The sequence below is a fragment of the Pseudomonas sp. FP1740 genome, from assembly GCF_030687165.1.
Lineage (GTDB): Bacteria > Pseudomonadota > Gammaproteobacteria > Pseudomonadales > Pseudomonadaceae > Aquipseudomonas.
This window is the reverse complement of the sequence record NZ_CP117461.1, coordinates 4,867,098-4,885,331: the sequence shown is the minus strand read 5'-3', so window position 1 is coordinate 4,885,331 and position 18,234 is coordinate 4,867,098. Positions and strand designations below refer to the sequence as shown.

13 protein-coding genes and 2 pseudogenes are annotated in these 18,234 nt (G+C 49.4%); 5 read left to right on the top strand and 10 right to left on the bottom strand.

Annotated features, from left to right (window positions below; all coding sequences use genetic code 11):
* Positions 1–61: 61 nt before the first annotated feature.
* Positions 62–1,111: a non-hydrolyzing UDP-N-acetylglucosamine 2-epimerase gene (gene wecB, locus PSH69_RS21770; RefSeq protein ID WP_305409797.1), complete on the top strand. Its 1,050-nt coding sequence runs from the start codon at positions 62–64 to the stop codon at positions 1,109–1,111.
* Complete coding sequence (locus PSH69_RS21765) at positions 1,111–2,217, top strand: glycosyl transferase (RefSeq protein WP_305409796.1); 1,107 nt, start codon at positions 1,111–1,113, stop codon at positions 2,215–2,217. Before wecB ends, PSH69_RS21765 begins: the two co-directional genes overlap by 1 nt.
* A 230-nt stretch (positions 2,218–2,447) precedes the next feature.
* Here the strand turns inward: PSH69_RS21765 and PSH69_RS21760 are convergent, their stop codons facing one another.
* From PSH69_RS21760 to PSH69_RS21730, 7 genes are read right to left on the bottom strand one after another with little or no spacing between them, the layout of a single operon-like run.
* Positions 2,448–3,458 carry a class II aldolase/adducin family protein gene (locus PSH69_RS21760; protein ID WP_305409795.1) on the bottom strand — a complete coding sequence of 337 codons (1,011 nt, stop codon included), beginning with the start codon at positions 3,456–3,458 and terminating at the stop codon, positions 2,448–2,450.
* Entirely contained in the window at positions 3,445–4,203 is a 759-nt protein-coding gene (locus PSH69_RS21755) for an HAD family hydrolase (RefSeq protein ID WP_305409794.1), read from the bottom strand. The genes PSH69_RS21760 and PSH69_RS21755 overlap by 14 nt, the downstream gene beginning before the upstream one ends.
* Positions 4,203–6,254: a hypothetical protein gene (locus tag PSH69_RS21750; protein WP_305409793.1), complete on the bottom strand. Its 2,052-nt coding sequence runs from the start codon at positions 6,252–6,254 to the stop codon at positions 4,203–4,205. Before PSH69_RS21750 ends, PSH69_RS21755 begins: the two co-directional genes overlap by 1 nt.
* Entirely contained in the window at positions 6,245–6,856 is a 612-nt protein-coding gene (locus PSH69_RS21745; RefSeq protein WP_305409792.1) for a phosphatidylinositol-specific phospholipase C/glycerophosphodiester phosphodiesterase family protein, read from the bottom strand. Before PSH69_RS21745 ends, PSH69_RS21750 begins: the two co-directional genes overlap by 10 nt.
* Positions 6,853–7,551, bottom strand: a complete 699-nt coding sequence (locus PSH69_RS21740; protein WP_305409791.1) for a glycosyltransferase family 2 protein — start codon at positions 7,549–7,551, stop codon at positions 6,853–6,855. Before PSH69_RS21740 ends, PSH69_RS21745 begins: the two co-directional genes overlap by 4 nt.
* Positions 7,548–7,952, bottom strand: a complete 405-nt coding sequence (locus PSH69_RS21735; protein ID WP_305409790.1) for a GtrA family protein — start codon at positions 7,950–7,952, stop codon at positions 7,548–7,550. Before PSH69_RS21735 ends, PSH69_RS21740 begins: the two co-directional genes overlap by 4 nt.
* Positions 7,949–9,622 (bottom strand): sugar phosphate nucleotidyltransferase, encoded by a 1,674-nt coding sequence (locus PSH69_RS21730; RefSeq protein ID WP_305409789.1) that lies wholly within the window; start codon positions 9,620–9,622, stop codon positions 7,949–7,951. Before PSH69_RS21730 ends, PSH69_RS21735 begins: the two co-directional genes overlap by 4 nt.
* A gap of 846 nt (positions 9,623–10,468) precedes the next feature.
* Here PSH69_RS21730 and PSH69_RS21725 point away from each other — a divergent pair.
* On the top strand, positions 10,469–12,475 hold the full coding sequence (locus PSH69_RS21725; RefSeq protein WP_305409788.1) for a tetratricopeptide repeat protein: 2,007 nt from the start codon (positions 10,469–10,471) through the stop codon (positions 12,473–12,475).
* Positions 12,476–12,815: 340 nt separating this feature from the next.
* Here PSH69_RS21725 and PSH69_RS21720 read toward each other — a convergent pair.
* Positions 12,816–13,533: pseudogene (locus tag PSH69_RS21720) on the bottom strand (IS66 family transposase); the annotation flags it as partial.
* 226 nt (positions 13,534–13,759) lie between these two features.
* Here PSH69_RS21720 and PSH69_RS21715 point away from each other — a divergent pair.
* Positions 13,760–14,881 carry an acyltransferase gene (locus tag PSH69_RS21715; RefSeq protein WP_305409787.1) on the top strand — a complete coding sequence of 374 codons (1,122 nt, stop codon included), beginning with the start codon at positions 13,760–13,762 and terminating at the stop codon, positions 14,879–14,881.
* Between the two features lie 348 nt (positions 14,882–15,229).
* Here PSH69_RS21715 and PSH69_RS30370 read toward each other — a convergent pair whose 3' ends face one another.
* Positions 15,230–16,246, bottom strand: coding sequence for an acyltransferase family protein (locus tag PSH69_RS30370; protein WP_370695270.1), 1,017 nt, complete (start codon positions 16,244–16,246; stop codon positions 15,230–15,232).
* A gap of 221 nt (positions 16,247–16,467) precedes the next feature.
* On the opposite strand from PSH69_RS30370, the pseudogene PSH69_RS21710 reads away from it, so the two are divergent.
* Positions 16,468–16,890 (top strand): annotated as a pseudogene (locus PSH69_RS21710) (cell wall hydrolase).
* A gap of 146 nt (positions 16,891–17,036) precedes the next feature.
* Here the strand turns inward: PSH69_RS21710 and PSH69_RS21705 are convergent.
* Positions 17,037–18,116, bottom strand: coding sequence for an acyltransferase family protein (locus tag PSH69_RS21705; RefSeq protein ID WP_305412858.1), 1,080 nt, complete (start codon positions 18,114–18,116; stop codon positions 17,037–17,039).
* Positions 18,117–18,234: the final 118 nt, after the last annotated feature.

Sequence of the window (18,234 nt, the reverse complement as noted above, 5' to 3'; positions counted from 1 at the left end):
GAATATTTTTGTGAAACGAAAAATACTTTGTGTTGTGGGTACACGTCCGGAAGCTATAAAAATGGCCCCCGTCATCTTGGCGCTCAAAAATGAGCCATGGGCGGATGTACGTGTACTGGCAACAGCCCAGCATCGTCACATGCTTGACCAGGTCCTGAGCTTTTTCGACATTGAGCCGGACATCGATTTGGACATCATGCGTCCAAACCAGGCCCTGACTACGCTGACCGCACGACTGTTGCTGGATCTCGATGACGTACTGCAATCGGAAAAGCCCGACATCGTATTGGTTCAAGGTGACACCACCACTGTAATGACAGTGGCCCTCGCTTGCTTCTACCACCGGATACCGATTGGGCACGTAGAGGCAGGGCTTCGTACCTGGGATATGCAGAACCCGTTTCCTGAAGAGGCAAATAGGGTGATCGCCGGTAAACTGGCGCGCTGGCATTTCGCGCCAACCGAAAGCTCCAGGCAGAACCTGCTACGTGAAGGCGTGCCCGATTCCGAGATCATCGTCACAGGCAATACCGTAATTGATGCGTTGCTGATGACGGCCGCCAAGGATTTGGAACTCGGTATTGAATTGGACACGAGCAAACGTCTGGTTTTGGTCACTTCGCACCGACGAGAAAATTTCGGCGAACCGTTCCGCAATATTTGCCGCGCATTGCGTACGCTCGCTGAGAATAACCCTGAAGTACAGTTTTTGTATCCCGTTCATCCGAACCCAAATGTTAAAGATGTTGCGCACGAGTTGCTCGGCCCTATCTCTAATTTTGTGCTTTGTGAACCACTTGAATATGCACCGTTTGTAGCGGCGATGAAGCGCGCTTATCTGATTCTGACAGACTCCGGTGGTGTGCAAGAAGAAGCTCCAGCTTTAGGAAAGCCGGTTTTGGTTTTGCGTGAAGAAACAGAGCGACCAGAGGCTTTGGAGCACGGAGTAGTCAAGTTGGTAGGCTCAAATTACGACGCGATCGTACTTGAAGTTCAACGCTTGTTGGATGACGAAGTAGCGTACCGTGAAATGGCCCGCGGTGTTTCACCTTACGGTGATGGACATGGGGCAGAGCGGATTGTTAATACGCTACGTGAGCATTTTGCGTAATGTGTTTAATTTATTTGTCGCCCGTATCGTGGGCCAGTTTTGCCCAGCGCCCGCACAAATTTGTCGAGTGGTTTCATAAACGCACCGGGCGACAAGTATTATGGGTAGAACCCTATCCAACCCGTTTTCCTCGCCTAAGTGATTTCAAGCGGACGGCCTCGGTCAAGCAGGAGGCAGATAAGGCGCCTCCTCAATGGCTAAAAATATTGACGCCAAAGGCGCTGCCGATTGAGCCGTTACCAGGCTCTGGATGGTTGAACAATGGCTTGTGGTCGTCGCTGATCAGCGAATTGAAAGCACTCGTAGGCGAGCGTGAACCGCTGGTCGTTGTGGGTAAGCCTTCAGTGTTGGCGCTACAGGTTTTGGACGCATTTAATCCGAAACACTCTATCTATGATGCCATGGATGATTTTCCTGCGTTTTACTCTGGACTGTCCCGTCTGGCAATGGCGCGACGTGAGACCCAATTGGTTCGCCGAGTGAACAAGGTATGGGTATCGAGCACGGCGTTGAAGACTCGCTGGGCTTCAACGGGGGCTACTGTATGCTTCGTGCCTAACGCACTTGATGAAGTCTTAATACCTTCTGTAAATCTGCCCCGAGAGAAAAGTGACAGAAAGGTCTTTGGCTATGTGGGAACTATTGGTGCTTGGTTTGATTGGGATTGGGTGCTGACTCTTGCCAAATTGCGCCCCGGAGACGTTATTCGTCTGATTGGTCCTGTCTTTTCTCCTGCTCCATTTGAGTTGCCATCAAACGTCGAATTGCTACCACCATGCGCCCATGCGGCGGCATTAACAGCTATGTGTGAGTTTGATGTAGGGCTTATTCCTTTTAAAAGGAGTGAGTTGACTGTTTCTGTTGACCCAATTAAGTACTACGAGTATCGAGCACTTGGTCTGCCGGTAATATCGACGGATTTTGGTGAAATGCAATTTCGAGAGAGTGCTGCTGGGACATTTATTTGCAAAACGCTTGGCGATATATATGCTTCAACTGTTGCGGCTACTGAGTTTTGCGACTCACCGGAAAAAAGTAAGTACTTTATGATGGAGAATACATGGTCGGCTCGATTTGAGGCGGCTGATGTCGCGGGGGCTTTGTAGTAATTAGTAACTTCTAAGAGGGTTGCCCAAGGTGCACGGCTGAAGTGCACCTTTATCAAGGGCAGGTTTGAAGTGGCTACCGCGAGTAGCTGCAATATGGCAAAACGAAAGGATAATAGAATAATTATAGTCAACCGCTTCTGAAAAAACGGTTGGCTCTATATTGGCTGGGTGTCATAAGTATATGTGCGCAGAACAATGTACTTCAGTGTGAAGGCGCTTTCTAAGCGTTACTTGGCAAGTTTCATTCTATGTTTTTCAGCGTCCCAATCCACTAGTTCGGCAATCTCAGCATCTGTTAATGTGGATAACAGTACATCATTGTTCTGTCTTTTTATGACATCATAATAACAGATGAGTTGAGCGGTTTTTGCTCGGCTTATTGATTCGCTGGTAAATGTGCCTACTCCCTGGATGAAAATTACATCAGGAGGGTTGTCGCTCTCTTCTAGCTCTTTCTTTGCATTTTCCATGTTTTGAAATAAGCGTGGTTGAGAGCCTAAAAATATAACGTGATCAGGATAAAGTACCCAATTGTTTTCAAGGCGACTCACAAGTGCTGGATCCAGCGAAAGCTCATGAAGCTTGCTATCGGAGGCAGAGTTGAAGTTGACTCCATTGGTCAGGCATAGGGGGGGTGGTGCTTTTAGAACTTTGGGCAGCGCACAGGGTGAGGCAAAAAAAGTGGTTAAGTAATCCAGGATTTTGTTTATCTCTTGAATGCTTTCCCCTCCAATAATAACTCCATGATTTTTAAGAAATATGACGCGAGTATCAAGTGCCTCATCCAGTTGCTCGGCGATCGCTTTCGCCAAGTCCGCACCGGGTTTGAAATACTCGACCGCTCGGGCATTTAGCGATGTGTCAAACGTCGGATAATTCGAAAGTTTAAAGTCCTCTCGAACAAGATGTGCAAGTACCTCGACAGCGTGTAGGTGTACCACTATGGAATGCGGCATCAGCGCATGCAGTAGTGTTTCGATTGAAGGCTTTAATGGAGTATTCTCGACCGTTTGCGGTATGACAGAGTAGTCTTGGCTTTTTAGTGCGTGGGTCAGATGCTGAAGCTTAACGGGTACGAAAATATCTTTGTCTACAGCATCAGCTAGCCAAGTCCCTGAAGCTTTGATCCATAAGACATCCTTTTCTTTCCAAGAGACGTTTCCCCCTGCTCCTTGGACAAGAAGAGGGGCTTTACCGATTTGTGCACAAAACTGACGTATAGATTCATGCAAGCTCATTTTTCTCTCCAAGTCGGGAAATCAGGCGGCGCAACTCTTTGAAATCTGTAAACGCGGCATCTGGGGCATTTTCCTCTGTGCCCAATGGTGTACCGGTATGGATCTTTTGCAAAGTCACTGCGTTGATTTGTTCGCGGCCACCACGGATGTCGTTGATTGGATTATCTCCGATCATCCAGATGCAATCACCTTTGGGGCGCATTTTCTCCAAGGCGATCTCGAAGGGGGCTGCGTGGGGCTTGTCGAAGCCGGCCTCTTCACTAGTCACGATGTAATCGAAATAGTGGTCAAGCCCGAAGTAGACCACCTTGCGAAATTGGATCTGGGCGGTCAGGTCGGTAACGATGGCAGTAGGAATGCCTAACAGTCGCAAGTCGTCTAACAAATCTTTGACTTCATCGAACAGTACGGCATTGCTGAGGAAAGTGCGCCAGTAGGTCTGTTCGAAATCCAGGGCCAGTAGCACCTGAGAGCCCAGGCCCATGATTTCGAGCATGCGCTGCAGGTAGAGCAGGCGACTATGAGAAGACGCGGTGTGTTTAAGGCGGGTCTTTACCTGTTGACGTGCTTCCTTGAAGGCGGCGTCAAACACTTCTGGTTTGATGGAAAAAGTATTGACGACTTTATCCCTGACAGCCTGTTGTGCAGCTGCGTGCGCAGGGTCGTAGGGGTATAGCGTGTTATCGGTGTCGAACAGTATGGCGTCGGGGAGGTGATTGAACCGCTCTGGTGCAAAAATTTTCACTATATGAACCGTTTTGTCAGTGCTTGGTTGATATGGGAGAGGGTAATCAGTTGCATTAACCCCATGACGCCGTCTTGCCATTTTGGCTTGAGGTCGAGGAATTCGAAGATTCGTGGGCAGATCATTCGCGCCGCCATTTCGATGTCTTGGGCCGTCGTTTCACCCTCTATGGTCAGCTCGACTTCAGTTGCGTCGTTGCGTGATGACATGTCGACATGCAGGCCGCAAACACCAACCAGGACTCGGGTGAGAGAGTGTTCGTTCAGGCCGTTGCGCGAGCGCGCCACGATCTTGAAGTGCAGAGGGTGGTTTTCCCCCGCCCCTTCCAGAATACGTGGATGAATGGGCTGTAAGGACAACACCAGATCTGCATAAGCTGCTTGTGGACGAATAAAGCGTGCCGAATCCGGCTCTCTGCGTTCGAAGGAGGCTAGCACCTTCTCTTTGGTGTGCCCACGCTGATGTACGTCACGCTGAAGCTTGAAATGACGCCTTAGGCTTTCGTCGATATCGAGGTAAACACTCAGGTTGTAGCACTCACGAAGAATCGGCATATAGAGCGCGTGCAAGCCGCTGGCAATGACGAAGTCATTACTCTTGATCATGAAGGGGCGGCTCATGCGACCGGTTTGATGATCGTAATGCCGCGAATGGATATTCTTCGAATCGGTCAATGCCACCAAGTCGTTGGCGAAGCCTTCAAGATCGTTGGCCATGGGGTTCAAGTGAGTCATGACCTGCCACATCGGCTTCTGACGGTCCCACAAGTGATAGTCATCACCGGAGAGGGTTGTGACCGAGTGGCCACCAAACAGCCCTTTTATCGCATCCGAATAGGTATCCTTACCCGCACCAGAGTCGCCGGCCACGCCGATCACGAATGGCTTGCGGCTGAGACGAAAGTAATCGTTGCGGCTGACGGATTCTCGCCAGATTCGAATGGCCAGGACTACACCGGTCGCGACCATGGCTGTGTGGACCAACGACGACAGCTTGTCGCCGAACAGCCATTGGCTGGCCGCCTGCGGCAGCCATGATGCTTGCTCGATGATCAGTTTGGTGTCCGGGGCAATCAACAGAGCGCTGACCACATAGAGCAGCGAGAAGATCCCGGTGATGGCGACCGCAACCCGGTTACTGGCGGCTTGATAGGCCACCAGGGATGGAATGGCCCAGATAAACCATCCAGGGGGCGCCGGCGTCATCAGAACGACGAGTAGAAACACCAGGCCGAGCATGGAGTGAAAGAGCTCGAAGTTCGGACGTTTGATTCGCCAGGCCGCATAGAGCATCAGCAGGTAGGCGAGGGGCACCACATATAAGGTGGTATCGCCGATGCTGAATGCCAGCTTGTAGACTTTCCCTATTTCCGGGTTGTTGAAGAGCATGATGACGCCTGCGCTGGACAACAGAAATGGCAGAACTGTCACGATGGCGCCTACACCCAGACTGATCAGCAGGCATGGTAGATGCTGACGCAGAGGGCGGTTGTGTTGCAGGTAGATCAGGAAGAAAGGGAGTGCCAGCACCATGCTCAGCTTGGCTGAGATCGCGGTAACAAATACCAGGCCCGCCAGAATCAACCTTGCACGCTTGAGGAAGTAAAGCGACCCGACAAGTAAAAGCACCGGTATAAGGTCGTTGAACCCGAGTACATAACTGCCGACGATTACGATAGGCGATAGCCAATACACCGCGATGAGCAATCGATCGCGGTTGGGGATTATTTTTCTGAGCACTGCCAGGAGCAGGAAGTCTGCCCCTATGAGTGTCAAGCCGTATCCGAGTATCAGGGGGAGCGAAAACGTTTTACACAGCAATATCGCTGGCAGGAACGCCGCCCACATGACATAGCCATAGGGAAACGCGTTAATTACGCCACCTTGATCCAGCCACGTCCCCCACGGGTTCAGTGTCAGTGTGTTAGTACTGATATCCAGAAATGGCAGATACCACTCGGTCACTGGCGCAGGGGCTACCCATAGTACAAGTACAAGGCGAAGCACCAACCCGATCAGAAAGGTCGGATGGCAGCAAAACTTTATATCCATGCGTTCGCAGCCAACATTTCCCAGAGATCCGGTCGTTTGGTGCAAACCGCTTCGGCAACGATATTCCGTTCGGTCAACAGTTTTACCAACGCTGGAATTTCGGTTTCGGCGTTACGGCCCTGGAGTTCCGGGGAAACCAGGCACAGTTTGAACCCCGCATTCTGCAGTCGTTTGGCGTCGTCATGGTTGAGAGGGAATTGAGTGAAGCAGTCGACCCACACCCAATCAACTTTTCCTGCCAGTGTCAGTGCCGTTTCGATCGATTCGAACTCGGACACACGGACGGCGCAACGGCGTTCGCCGGCTTTGGACCACTTGATCAGGAACGGAAAAGATTGATCAAGGAAGAAGTAATCTTCGATTCCTTTCTCTTTCATCAGCGCGATCAAGCGTGCTTCCAGTCCTTCTTCCTTGACGTTCAGAATCAATGTGCCGTGCCGATAGTCGGCAATCCACTCATCAAACGATTCACCTGGTACGCAGGGGTCGTGGTGAATGATCAGGTCGTTACCGTAGCTGCGGATATCGACTTCAATTCCATATTTTCCTTCAGTAGCATTGAGTTCCTGACGGGTGTTGCGCCGATGCGAGATGAGCTTCATGTCCTTAGACTCTTCTTAAGTTGCAAACTGAAATCGACAGTCCTGCGGATGAACTTTCGTTTCGCGGCCCAGTTCACGTTCCAATGCGAAACGCCATGGGCGCGTTCACCAAAATGCACAGCAAATCGATAAACTTTCAGACTCTGGATGTGGGCTTGGTAGTACGCATATAGATCAAGTGCAAAATCCGATGGTGCAGAGTGCCAGCGCTCAAAAAAAGCCTTGGAGAACATGGTGGGCTGAGCATTTATATCCCACATCGGTTTGCCGAGTAGAACCGTTTCGAAGACACTCATGCCGAAGGTGAACACGACGTCCGCAAATGGTCGGCCGAAGCGACGTCCTTTTACGAAAATGTCTGGTCCATGCTGGTCAAAAAACGCGAGGCCACGCAATGTGTCCATTGGATCGGTTTGAAGGTCTGCGTGAGTCCAGCCGAGAATCTCGCCCTCGGCTGCACGCAGGCCGGAAAGAATTCCGAAACCGTAACCTTGATTGACATCGACTCGAACGCTCCTACATCCGGGGTAGGCTGGCAATAGGCGCTCCAGAACTTGCGGGCTGTCGTCGGTGGAGCCATTGTCGACCAGAATCACCTCTACGCCAGGTTGTTCGACCAAGCCTTTGCAGCGTTCCAGCAGCAGCGGTAAATTGGCCGACTCGTTGTAGCAGGGGATGATGAGCGAAAACTTCATGACTTCTCCGTAAGATCGCTGGACTTGAACACGAACAGCTTCATTCCAAGGAAGTTGAGAATGGCCGATACGCCAGTGGCAATCAGAAATGCAATCTGGACTGCGATGGACATTGTGCTGAGCAGCGCCAAACAAGCGGCGTTGACCAGAACATTGGTGCTCAATGTGATCGCATACAGCAGGGCGAAACGCCATACGCTGCCAGGCGCATGCTCCTGGTGGCCGAATGTCCACACCTTGTTTGCAAAGTAGGCAAATAGAGTGCCGGTCAGAAAACCGATCGCTTTGGCCAAGTCGACATTCATCCACCCTGTCCAGACTAGGCCGCGATAGGTCAGAAAATCTATCAGGACGGTCAGCGAGCCTACGACAAGGAAGACTGCAAGCTCACGCTTGATCATGCTGCTGTGCCTGGTAATTCGGGCACTGTCGCTTGGTAACGAGCCTCAAGTTTTGCTATGGCGTCGCGCGGGATTCGGCCATCGTTCTGCAGCCGATAAGGGTGACCTGCCCACTTGTGGAAACAAGACTGCCAGTATTCGAAAGTGCGCAGGTCGTTCGGGGTACCCCATGACAGGAAGGTGTCGACTTCGAACAGTTCGCAGTGCAGACCTGATTCGATGGCATCATTAATAGTCGAGTCAATGAAGAACTCGCCATTGATACGACCATCACGCTGAACCAGCCGCGAAACCACTTGGCGGAAGTCTTCCGCGCGCCGGAATGTAAAGGTTCCCAAGACGATCGGATCTGTCGCCGGGGATTGCAATGGCGTCTTCACGGAGATTCGACGAATCCGACCGTTCTCAGCATCAATCCAGCCAAACATTTGTGGATGGCGGATGGCATTTGCATGCCCTCTCACGCCCCACACAATGACATCTATATCGGGATTGTCGACAAGGGCCTGAAATACCTGCTTATTATAAAGGGCTCCATTGTCGCAGGCACCAAAGGTGATGGGGCCTTGAACATTCGTGACCGCACGTTCCAGAGCATCGAGTCCGAGCAACGCTGTACAGGCCTGCCCTTCAGTTACTTGCGGGATGGTTTCAATCACGGTGCCGGGGAATACAAGCTCAAGTTCTTTGGCAATCTCGGTATAACCGGGCATGTCCTGGCGAAGAACGAATACATGGTGCTGGGCCTTGGGTAAATCTTCTGTGGCTTGGTTAACCATTGGCTTGCCTGACACAGGAATCAGCGGTTTGGTCAGTGTGTAGCCTTCTTTGGCAAAGCGTTGCCCCATACCTGCCATCGGGATGACAAGCGCGCCGTTCGGTGGGGGCGCCACCTGTTCCAGTTGGCGGTTCATCGTCTTGAAAGCCTCTGACCAGCCGTTGTACTCCCTGACGTCGTCCGGTGTGCCCCATTGCATGAAGTGCTGGAGTGGGTACACCGCGACAGGCTGTTTTTCCGCCAGCAGAGGCTTGTAGGCCAGGCTGACGTAGTATTCGCCACCGACGTTGAGTTGCTGATCCATGGTCTTCCGAAACGCCTCGGTCATGGTTTTGCCCGAGTCGAAGTAATAGGTACCACTGGAGGCGAACTCCTCCATCCGATTGTCGGTGTAGGGTTGCTTCTCTTGAATATCTTGTACCCAGCCCTGCGTTTCGCGGATATAGGCATAGTTCGTACTGCCCAGGGTGTGCGGGTGGAAGCCTTTATAGGCCGGTATTGCACCAACGCATGCTGTAGTTTGTACAAATTTCTTGAAGTTCTGCCAATCCCAATAACAAGTGAAATCACAGTAGTTTACAACTACGGGGGTGTTTGGCTTGATGAGGTGTTCAATCTGCCGAACTGCATGGATGGGCCCTAACTTATGAGCGGGAATTCCAATGATTTTACCGCTTGGGCAATGATCTCGTAGGATCGACTCCATGCGGTAGTCAGGATTGTCGAGGTGGTCTTGGTTGCAAATAAAAATGAAATCTTGCTCGCCAGGAAACATGTCAATAACATGCGCAATAATTGGCTTGCCATCTATTTCAATAAGGGGCTTGGGAACAGTGTAACCCGCTCGGCGGAAGCGCTCGCCAAAACCTGACATTGGAATAATTATTTGCAAAAGTCACTCGCCATATACTTAATTAAGACTAAGGTTGTGCAGGGCGCAACCAGCGCTAGATTTTAGCGATTATACATGTTGAGGTTATGCTTTAAAAGGTTCTTCAGGAGTCATTGTTGGCGTTTATGGCAATGCTCACGGGTTGCGGCAGCGGAGCGATTTTGCATTGGCTCAAGCGCTTCGGGTCGAGGGGGCAAAGAGTCTAAAGTCTTCCTTGTGCCCCATTTTGTTCGGGTGGCTGATCGGCTGAGCGTTATCGGCGAGCTCCATGGCGTCGATCCTGGTCTTGAGGATAGGGGGTGATGAGTAGCGCCAATGAGTCGCCAAGAGGCTGTGTCTGCTGGTGCTGACGCATAATGAAGATATGCCTGGAAAAGACGCAACCTCGAGTAGTGGTGCGCAGCGCATTGGAAAAAGTCATCGTCTGTCTATTGGGTATCTGGGCGAGACTTGAGCGCGAGTCGAGGTGAGCTACGTGTTGTTCGATAGTAATCGGCGATGCGCCCTTCAAAACTGGTTGCTCGGCGTGCGCTCGAGGGAGTGGGCGGCCAGCGCTCGGCTTCGCAGCTTGGTACATGCAATAAAGGTTGGCGGCTGGGAATTGTGATTATGCGTGTAATATCCATGAGGTATAGGCTAGAGGGTCAGATATTTTTGTGAGCTGTTTTTTTTAGAGGGGCGCTAATGTATAGTTGTTTGTTAATAAGAATGTTCGCTGGGGGTGGTTGTGTATCTTGTGTTTGACTTTTTTTGGGGGGCTTACCTTGGATTTCGATGTGTCGGGAGGCATAACATAGCTGTCCGCAATTAATTGAAAGTTCAGAAATTTAGAATAAGGAGTTGTATATGCGTTCCGTAGAATCCCCCCTTGGCTATAAGGTTTTAGGGGGTTCATCTATGCTTGTGTGGTTGGCGGTTTTATTCCATGTTATATATTTGCTTGCGCTACAGCCGAATTGGTTGCTGGGTGGCGCGATGTGGGCCGAAATGGGGCAAAATTACTTCAATAATGCGAACGCCACCTCGCTCCTCCAGAATTTTTTTGCTGTAGATGCGGGCTATGTTCCTCTGCCTCAGCGCATTGTGGCATATGTCGGGGCATTATTTTCTCTTCCAGCAGTATCAATACCTTATTATTACAACTGGATGTCTGTCGTACTAGTGTCGTTTTTGATTTGCTCGTTTGCGGCTGATAGATTTCGTGCTGTTATTGAAAGTGATTATTTAAGGTTTTTTGTTGTACTTGCAGTTCTGATGGTTGCGGACTTTGAAACGCGCACTTTTATTAATTTCACATATTTTTCTGTTTTTTTTATAGGGGTGATTATTGCACTTTCATTGCTTGATCGAGACAGCGAACTGCCAGCGTGGACTTGGTTAATACCAATTATATTTGTTTCGAAACCGTCCGTTATGACAATATTGCCAGCGTTGTTGATCGCAGCAATGTTTAGATCGGGGCGAGTGCGGGCGATAGCGATAGTTTCTGTTATGGTTTGCTTGTTGCAGATGGTTCAGTTGTTTTTAAGTGCAAGTTCAGGGTGGACACCTCTTCAGGCCAGTGACAGCTCATTGTTTTATAAATGCTATCTGGCTGTCATATATACGCTGACTCTATTTTCTCGTTTTCTGGTGGGTCCTTCATTTCAGTCGAGTATGGGCGTGTTTGTTGGTGTAGGGGCTATTGCTACATTTGTTTTTGGGTGGTTTGCTGTCAAGTCAAGGAGTAGTCGACCTCTGATGCTTGTTGGATGTTCGTTGGTTTTTTTTACGGCGCTTCTCAATTGTTTGGCATTTGGTCGTGTTTGGGATTCTTCATTCCTGCCAACGCTTTCGGATTTTAGAATCTCCAGGTATGTAATTGCAGCGTACATTGGTTTTGTATTTATTGTCTCCGCATTGTCTGTCAGTTTTATGAGTTCGACTTGGGGGGCTTCGAATCGTATCAGTCGCTTTGCAGGATTGGCGATTTTCTCTGTATGGTTTATTGGGGCGGGTTGGGCTTCGTATGGGGCGAAAATCAGTCGCGACTGGACCGCCCCTGGTGTTGGAAATTCTTATTGGAAAGAATTTTCTAGCTCTATTGATCAAGGCATCTCCCCCTTGTGTGTCCCAATTGACCCTTTCCCATGGTTGTATGGGCGAAACTGTGAATGGCTAACACCGCTGCCGGAGCAGGCTTACATACTAAAGCGTGTTTTGAAGAGTGAGGCGGGGTTTGTAATTGAAGTTCCAGTTCCTGAGTCAGTCCAAGGTAAGAAATTAATTTCTATTGGGTTGTTTGTTAAGCCAGTATCTGATTTGGATGTTCGTGTTCATGGGCGAGCACTAGTTGAAAATGCGGAGGGGGGGAGATTTGAACTTAAAGGCGATCGAATGCTTTCCAATACCGGTGGTTTGCTTTTGCTAACGCAGGCGCCAGGTGCGTATATTGAGTCTGTAAGTCGTATCCAGATCTTTTTTGATCGAGGCGTTGATGTGGCATACCAGCAGCGCTCGGAGCTTCAGCCATCTATTATTCTGATGGGTACAAAGTACATTCCCGAGGATGTGTCTAGTATCTTGAAAAGGGCCGGTTCTGGGGACGCCCTAGCGCAACTACTCATTGGTAAGATGTATGGTGAAGGTTTGGGGGTAACTAAGAATTTGGGTGAGGCTGTAAACTGGTATATGAAGGCGGCACTCAGCAATAACCCGGAAGCCCAATATATTTTGGCGCGGGCCTATTATTTTGGTACTGGAGTTCCTGAGAATAGGAATGAGGCTCTTGTATGGTATAAGCGGGCTGCTTCACTTGGAAGTCAAGATGCCGTCATGGCTCTTGAGAAGTTAGAGTCAAAAATCAAAAAATAAGACCAGGGCATAGAGACTGTGAGAACGGAATATCAAATAACAGCGGTGGACCTGGTACTTTTTTGTCCTCCTTAACGAACCCGGCAACCGGAGGTATTTGTAAGTGATCCATGAACCTTCCTTTAGCGGTGGGTCCATGGGGCGCTTACAACTCATTGATCGCTATGTGCTTTTTCTCCTTCGGCAACGTGCGCAGCGCATCGGCTCAGCAGCCTAAAACGTTCAACGCCAGGCTTCGTGCTCAAGGCGCTACAATCGAATGTTGAGTGATCGTGATAATTTCCAGCAGGCAGGATGGTACCTCCTGCCTCGGCAGGTTGAAAGGTTCACCGCGCCAGCTTCTGGCTCTGGCCCAACAGCCTAAACGTTCGACACCAGACTGCGCGCCCAAGGCATTATAACCCGTGTAATCGTAGGTCATCAGATTGCCGCAATGACCGTCGAGTAGGCGCGACGGAACCTCCTGCGCCCGGTTGGTCGAGTAGTCAAAAAGGATCACTGGCTGATCCGGCGGCCCGCTGGTTTGCACCCACATCCAGGATTGGCTGGTGGGCTCTCGACCGGCTCTTTCGTCACCTGTACATGCGTTTCGTCGTAATGGATGACGCGACTTTCCAGCAGTCGATCCCGCATCAAGTAGAGCAAGGGTTGCAGGTATCCGCCGCACTGGATAACCCAGCACGCCAAGGTTTGGCGTGGAACATCGATACCGTGACAACCGAGTACTTTTTCGAAGCGATGCGGTGGCAGGCCATCGACGTATCTGGTTGTCAGCAACATAGCCAAAACACTGGGACTGGCCATGCTCTTTTCGATCAGTTGCGCCGGTTTGTCAGCAGTGATCAGCACGGTTTCACAGCCACGGCAGACGTAGACCTTGCGCACATGCTTGATCACGCGGATTTGCATCAGCACGATCTCCAGCTGCTCGCTGGACAACCGCAGGCGAAGGTCAGCTCGTGCTCGGGCAGTTCGTGAATGACTTCGATACGCGGAAGATCGGCGGGTAGAGGCTTGCGTTTGCCCCGTCGCTTGGTTGGAGCGACGACCTCCTCTTCAACCGTTTCGTCGACAGGAGATTAGCGATGAGGACCGCCTGTTCTGGAAGGGATGGAAGCGCCACCTGGTTGCTGAACTCTGTAAAAAACGAGCGTGTCGGCTAGTTTGGGGGGGGGCTGACTGGCCGACTCTGCCAGAATTCTAAGTGTTATCAGAGGATCACGGCCATTCACTCGCGTGTGTAATGTAAACTCTGTCCGTAAATAACCCAGTGGAGCGAATGGTTTGTCCTCATTTTTAAAGCACAGAGAAGAGCCTTTAGATGCGCTACGCGGTATAGCTGCGTTGATTGTCGTCATTGCTCACACCACTATCGCCGGTCTTTACAAAGTGGAGCCATTATGGGGGTATCTCAAATGGTCGCCATTAAAGATATTCTGGTCCGGGCATCAAGCGGTTATTCTGTTCTTTGTGTTGAGTGGATTTGCTCTGGTAAGAATGTGGCAAGGAATTGGAGGGGGTAGATACGATGCGTATTTTGTAGCGAGAGTGGTCAGACTATTTCCACCATATATAGCCTCCGTGCTTTTAGCGCTTGCCGCGTACTATTTCGCTTCCAGCGTCGTTGAGTGGGATAAGGGTTGGATGGGGGTGCCGAAACCGGATTTCAGTTTTCAGCTGCTGGCAAATCATGCGCTAATGGTAGGTCAGTTTAATACCTCGGAAGTAAATCCTCCAATTTGGTCAATCGTACATGAAATGCGCATATCTATCGCATTTCCGCTTATTTTTCTTCTGGTTTCTAGATTTGGGGGGTGGGCTGTAGCGTGTTTCTACGCAATGTCGACCTGGATAGGATGGGCAATGCTTGGCAATGTTCAGCTTTCTGGTGTACAGGGAGACCTTATACAGACGCTTCATTACTCAACTTTTTTTGCTGTTGGCGCATTTATAGCATTACAGCAAGAGAGGCTGTGTAGGTTTTTCAAGGAAATTGAGGGCTCGAAAAGAACGGCTCTGTGGCTTGCTTCCTTGATACTCTATGCTTATCCATTCGATAATCCTTGGGATCTCGGTTATCGAGCTTTTGGTGATTTGATTACGGGTGTGGGGTCGGGATTAATTGTATGTCTTGCGCTAACCATGAAGTCTAATATATTTGTTAAGCTTGGCGGGTATCTTGGGAGGATTTCTTTCAGTCTTTATTTAAATCATATTTTGGCTCTTAATCTTTCATTGTTGTTTTTGTTTCGGTCATATGGTGCTCCGGCTGTTTGGATGGCGACCATTGTGGGGGCCGTACTCTTGTCTTCTGTGATGCACAAGATTGTGGAGGTGCCATCTATCTCGGCTTCGAGATATTTGCGGAGGAAGGTTCTATTTGGAAAGCCAGATTCAGTGTTGTAATAGCTTGATTGTTTGAGTGAGCCCGCTTTTGAGCGGGCTTTTTATTGCTTCGCGAAATCATGCCCGTCACTGCGCGACAGTAGCCTTAGATACTCCCGAGCGTCGGCAAACGAGCCGGCGTTTTGCGCCTGTGTTAAACACTGGCATGCGGCATTTCTTTGGGGCGGTATCTGATTGAATTGAGCATAACACCTGAGCGTGTTGGCGGGCCGGAAATACCGACCGGCCTAAAGCACCAGAGATACAAAGCCCCCGCCCTTGTTGGGCGAGTACCCTTGTTATAATAAATGCTAATCAATCCAGAGCTTTTTCGGGTGGCTGATAGAGCTGAGTCTTGCACATCACAGGTCAGACTGTCGAGTGGCTTTTAAGTGTTAATTTTCTCTTTGAGAGCTTTCTCTGAAATGGAACTTCTATTAGCTTGTAAGATATCTCGGCGGAGATAACTATTAGTGAGAGCGCTATTGCAAGTCCTAGTATAAAGTTTGCGTAGGATGGAGTGAACAAGTCGAGCCTGATTAAAAGCTCCCGACTAATTAGAATCATTGGTAGGTGGCATAGATAGATTGAGTAGGATCGTTCCCCGACCCATTCTAAAATTTTGCTTGGAATTGCAGATATTGATTGGCTGCTGAGAGTTGAGATAAGGCACAGTCCAGCGCCTAACGATATAAAAGGTATCATGTAAGGGTGGGTGACGTTCAGTGGGGATAATATGCAAATAGATATCCCAGCTATCAATATAAGTAAGCTGGTTGGGGTTTTTAGTTGTATGGAGATGTTTCTAGTTGCAAAATATATTGCGGCTCCAATTACAAAGGCCTGAGGTCTAAAAATCCAGGGAAAAGAAAAGCTAGGAGCTGGGAATATGGAAAAAAGTACTGAAATTGCAGCCAGAATTAAAATCCCGCGTTTGAATCCGGCTACGGAAAATATCAGTGTGGAAATTGCGTAAAGCTGCCACTCGAGGGACAGTGACCAGGTTACTGCGTTGTAGTCTGCGCTGCCGCATTGCAAGGAAAATTGGACGCATGACGCCCAATAAATATTTGAAACGCCCAGTATTCCAGATGCAGCGCTTTTCGCTACCAGTAGCGGGTCTGTGTTTGGGTAACTTTCTGTGAATGTTGATATTGCAACTGAGGCTGTCGCCCAAAAAATAACTGCGGGCAACAGTCTTGCGGCTCTCCGTCGCCAGAATGAACGTATTGCATCGGATTTGGATGGCGATGTGCTGATGTCTCTGTAAAAGGTTTTGCAAATGAGAAAGCCGGATATTGCAAAAAAAATATCAACTCCTGGCCAAAACATTACGTGATTAAATATCTCGTGATACGCTTGAGGTGTTGGTAGTCTGGATCTTATATGCTGAGCAATAACTAGTAATATTGCGATCGCTCTCAGTATTTGTATATCGGTGTTTTTTCGTTGGCTGTCTTCAATTTCTTGACTCTTTTGGTGCGTAAGAGCGAAAGCTAATTAGTTCAGTAAGGTAATGCAGGCCGCAAGAGAGCACCCAAATTTATGAAATGCATTCTACCCAACGCCCGCCGCTCAGCGGGTTTTTTTTCGTCTGGAGAAAAGTGATGCCAGTAACCGATAAAGACCACGACATCCTTGCCCGAACCCTGTGGGGGGAGGCGCGAGGCGAAAGCCTGGCCGGACACATTGCCGTAGCGTGGACCATCCGCAACCGTGTCAACGATGGCAGAGCCAAGTCGTGGTGGGGCGAGGGCTATGCCGGCGTGTGCCAGAAGCCCTACCAGTTCAGCTGCTGGAACAAAAATGTCACGAACTTTGCCTACCTCAGCGGCGCGAAGTCAATCCCGGCCGGGCAGTTCGCTCAAGCGTAGAAGGCGGCCGACCTGGTGATGTCCGGTGCCGAGCCTGATCCCGCCGGCGCCACCTACTACTACGCGACCACTATGCCAAAGGCTTCGGCCTGGACACCGGGAGCGAAACAGACGCTGGAGCTCGATCACCACGTCTTCTTTAAGAATATGCCATGAGTTTCGCGGCGTGGAAATTGGTCGTCAGTGCTCCATGAACCCCACATTCAAACTGGCGATCAGATTCGAACTTGAGCCGACAGAGGCATTCGAGTGGTTCAAGGTAGAACGAGCCCTGGGCAACTTTAGGAGTCAGGGCTCGAATTTTATTGTGGCCGTTTGAGTGCGCTCAGCAAGTCCATATTCTTGAAGGTGTTCATCACAGGTTGGACTGCATACCTGTCAAAAATCAGCGAAAACAGAACGGCACCAATAATATAAAGTGGCCAAGTGTGAACAGTGTCAAATTGATAGAACAGATTGATTACATCGGATGGTTTTATAACGCCGAAAGCGCAGAGCAACGCATTGATTAGGAAAAATCCGAATATGTGGTGCAATACTATAGGTAATGAATTTTTCCCAATATACCCGAGTACTACGCAAAATGATTTATTTTTGGCCGCAATATCAGATAATCCGTAAAAAAACGCAATCGCCAGAACGCTGCTGATAACCGGAAGATACGTAGCTTGGTATTTTGAGATCTGCATCCAGAAATCTAGATTCCCGGCAGATACCCATAGTTGCTGCTGGACTATGTACAGCACAGCCAAGACAAAGACATTACTTAAAAAACGCTGAACATTATATTTCGCAACAATAGAGCCCAGGTAAAAAAAGAATAAGGCGAATGCGAAACGAAAGTAGATAATCTTGTCCAGTTGGACGCCAGTTTTCTCATACATCTCTACGCTGTAAACCACAGCCGCAAATGCAATTACCATATACGCTGCAAGAAACGAGATCGATATTAATCCTTCCCTTCTGCTATTGATTAGAGAAACCAGCCGCGCATGAATCAAAGAAAAATAGAGCTTTACAAAAAACAAACAAGGTATAAACCAGTATGTCGCGGTGAAGCTATATGCCCCGCTAGTTGTAAATTGATTAAGAAATATCAGCTCTAAGCTGAAGGGCTGGGCAAAAGCGGTAAATCCAAGGCGAGTTATAACCCAGCAAACGCAGGCATAGAACATATAAAACGCCGTAGAGTACAAGAGGAGTGACTTGGTATTTTTAATTACCGTAGGGAGAACACCGTCAACCTTACTGTCCGAGAAAAAAAGCCCGGAAATAAAAAAGAACAGAGGCATATGAAATGAATACGGTGCAAACACATTCATCGAAGATCCACTACTTGCATGTCCAGAAACGACTAGAAGTATCCCTATGCCGCGTAACACGTCAACGCTAAAATTCCTTTCTTTCACTCTATTCTCACTTTGCTTTTGATGGCTTTATCGCCACTACCGACCCTAATACGCCGCTAGGTCCCAGTCCATAGCAGCCTATCTCACAAGT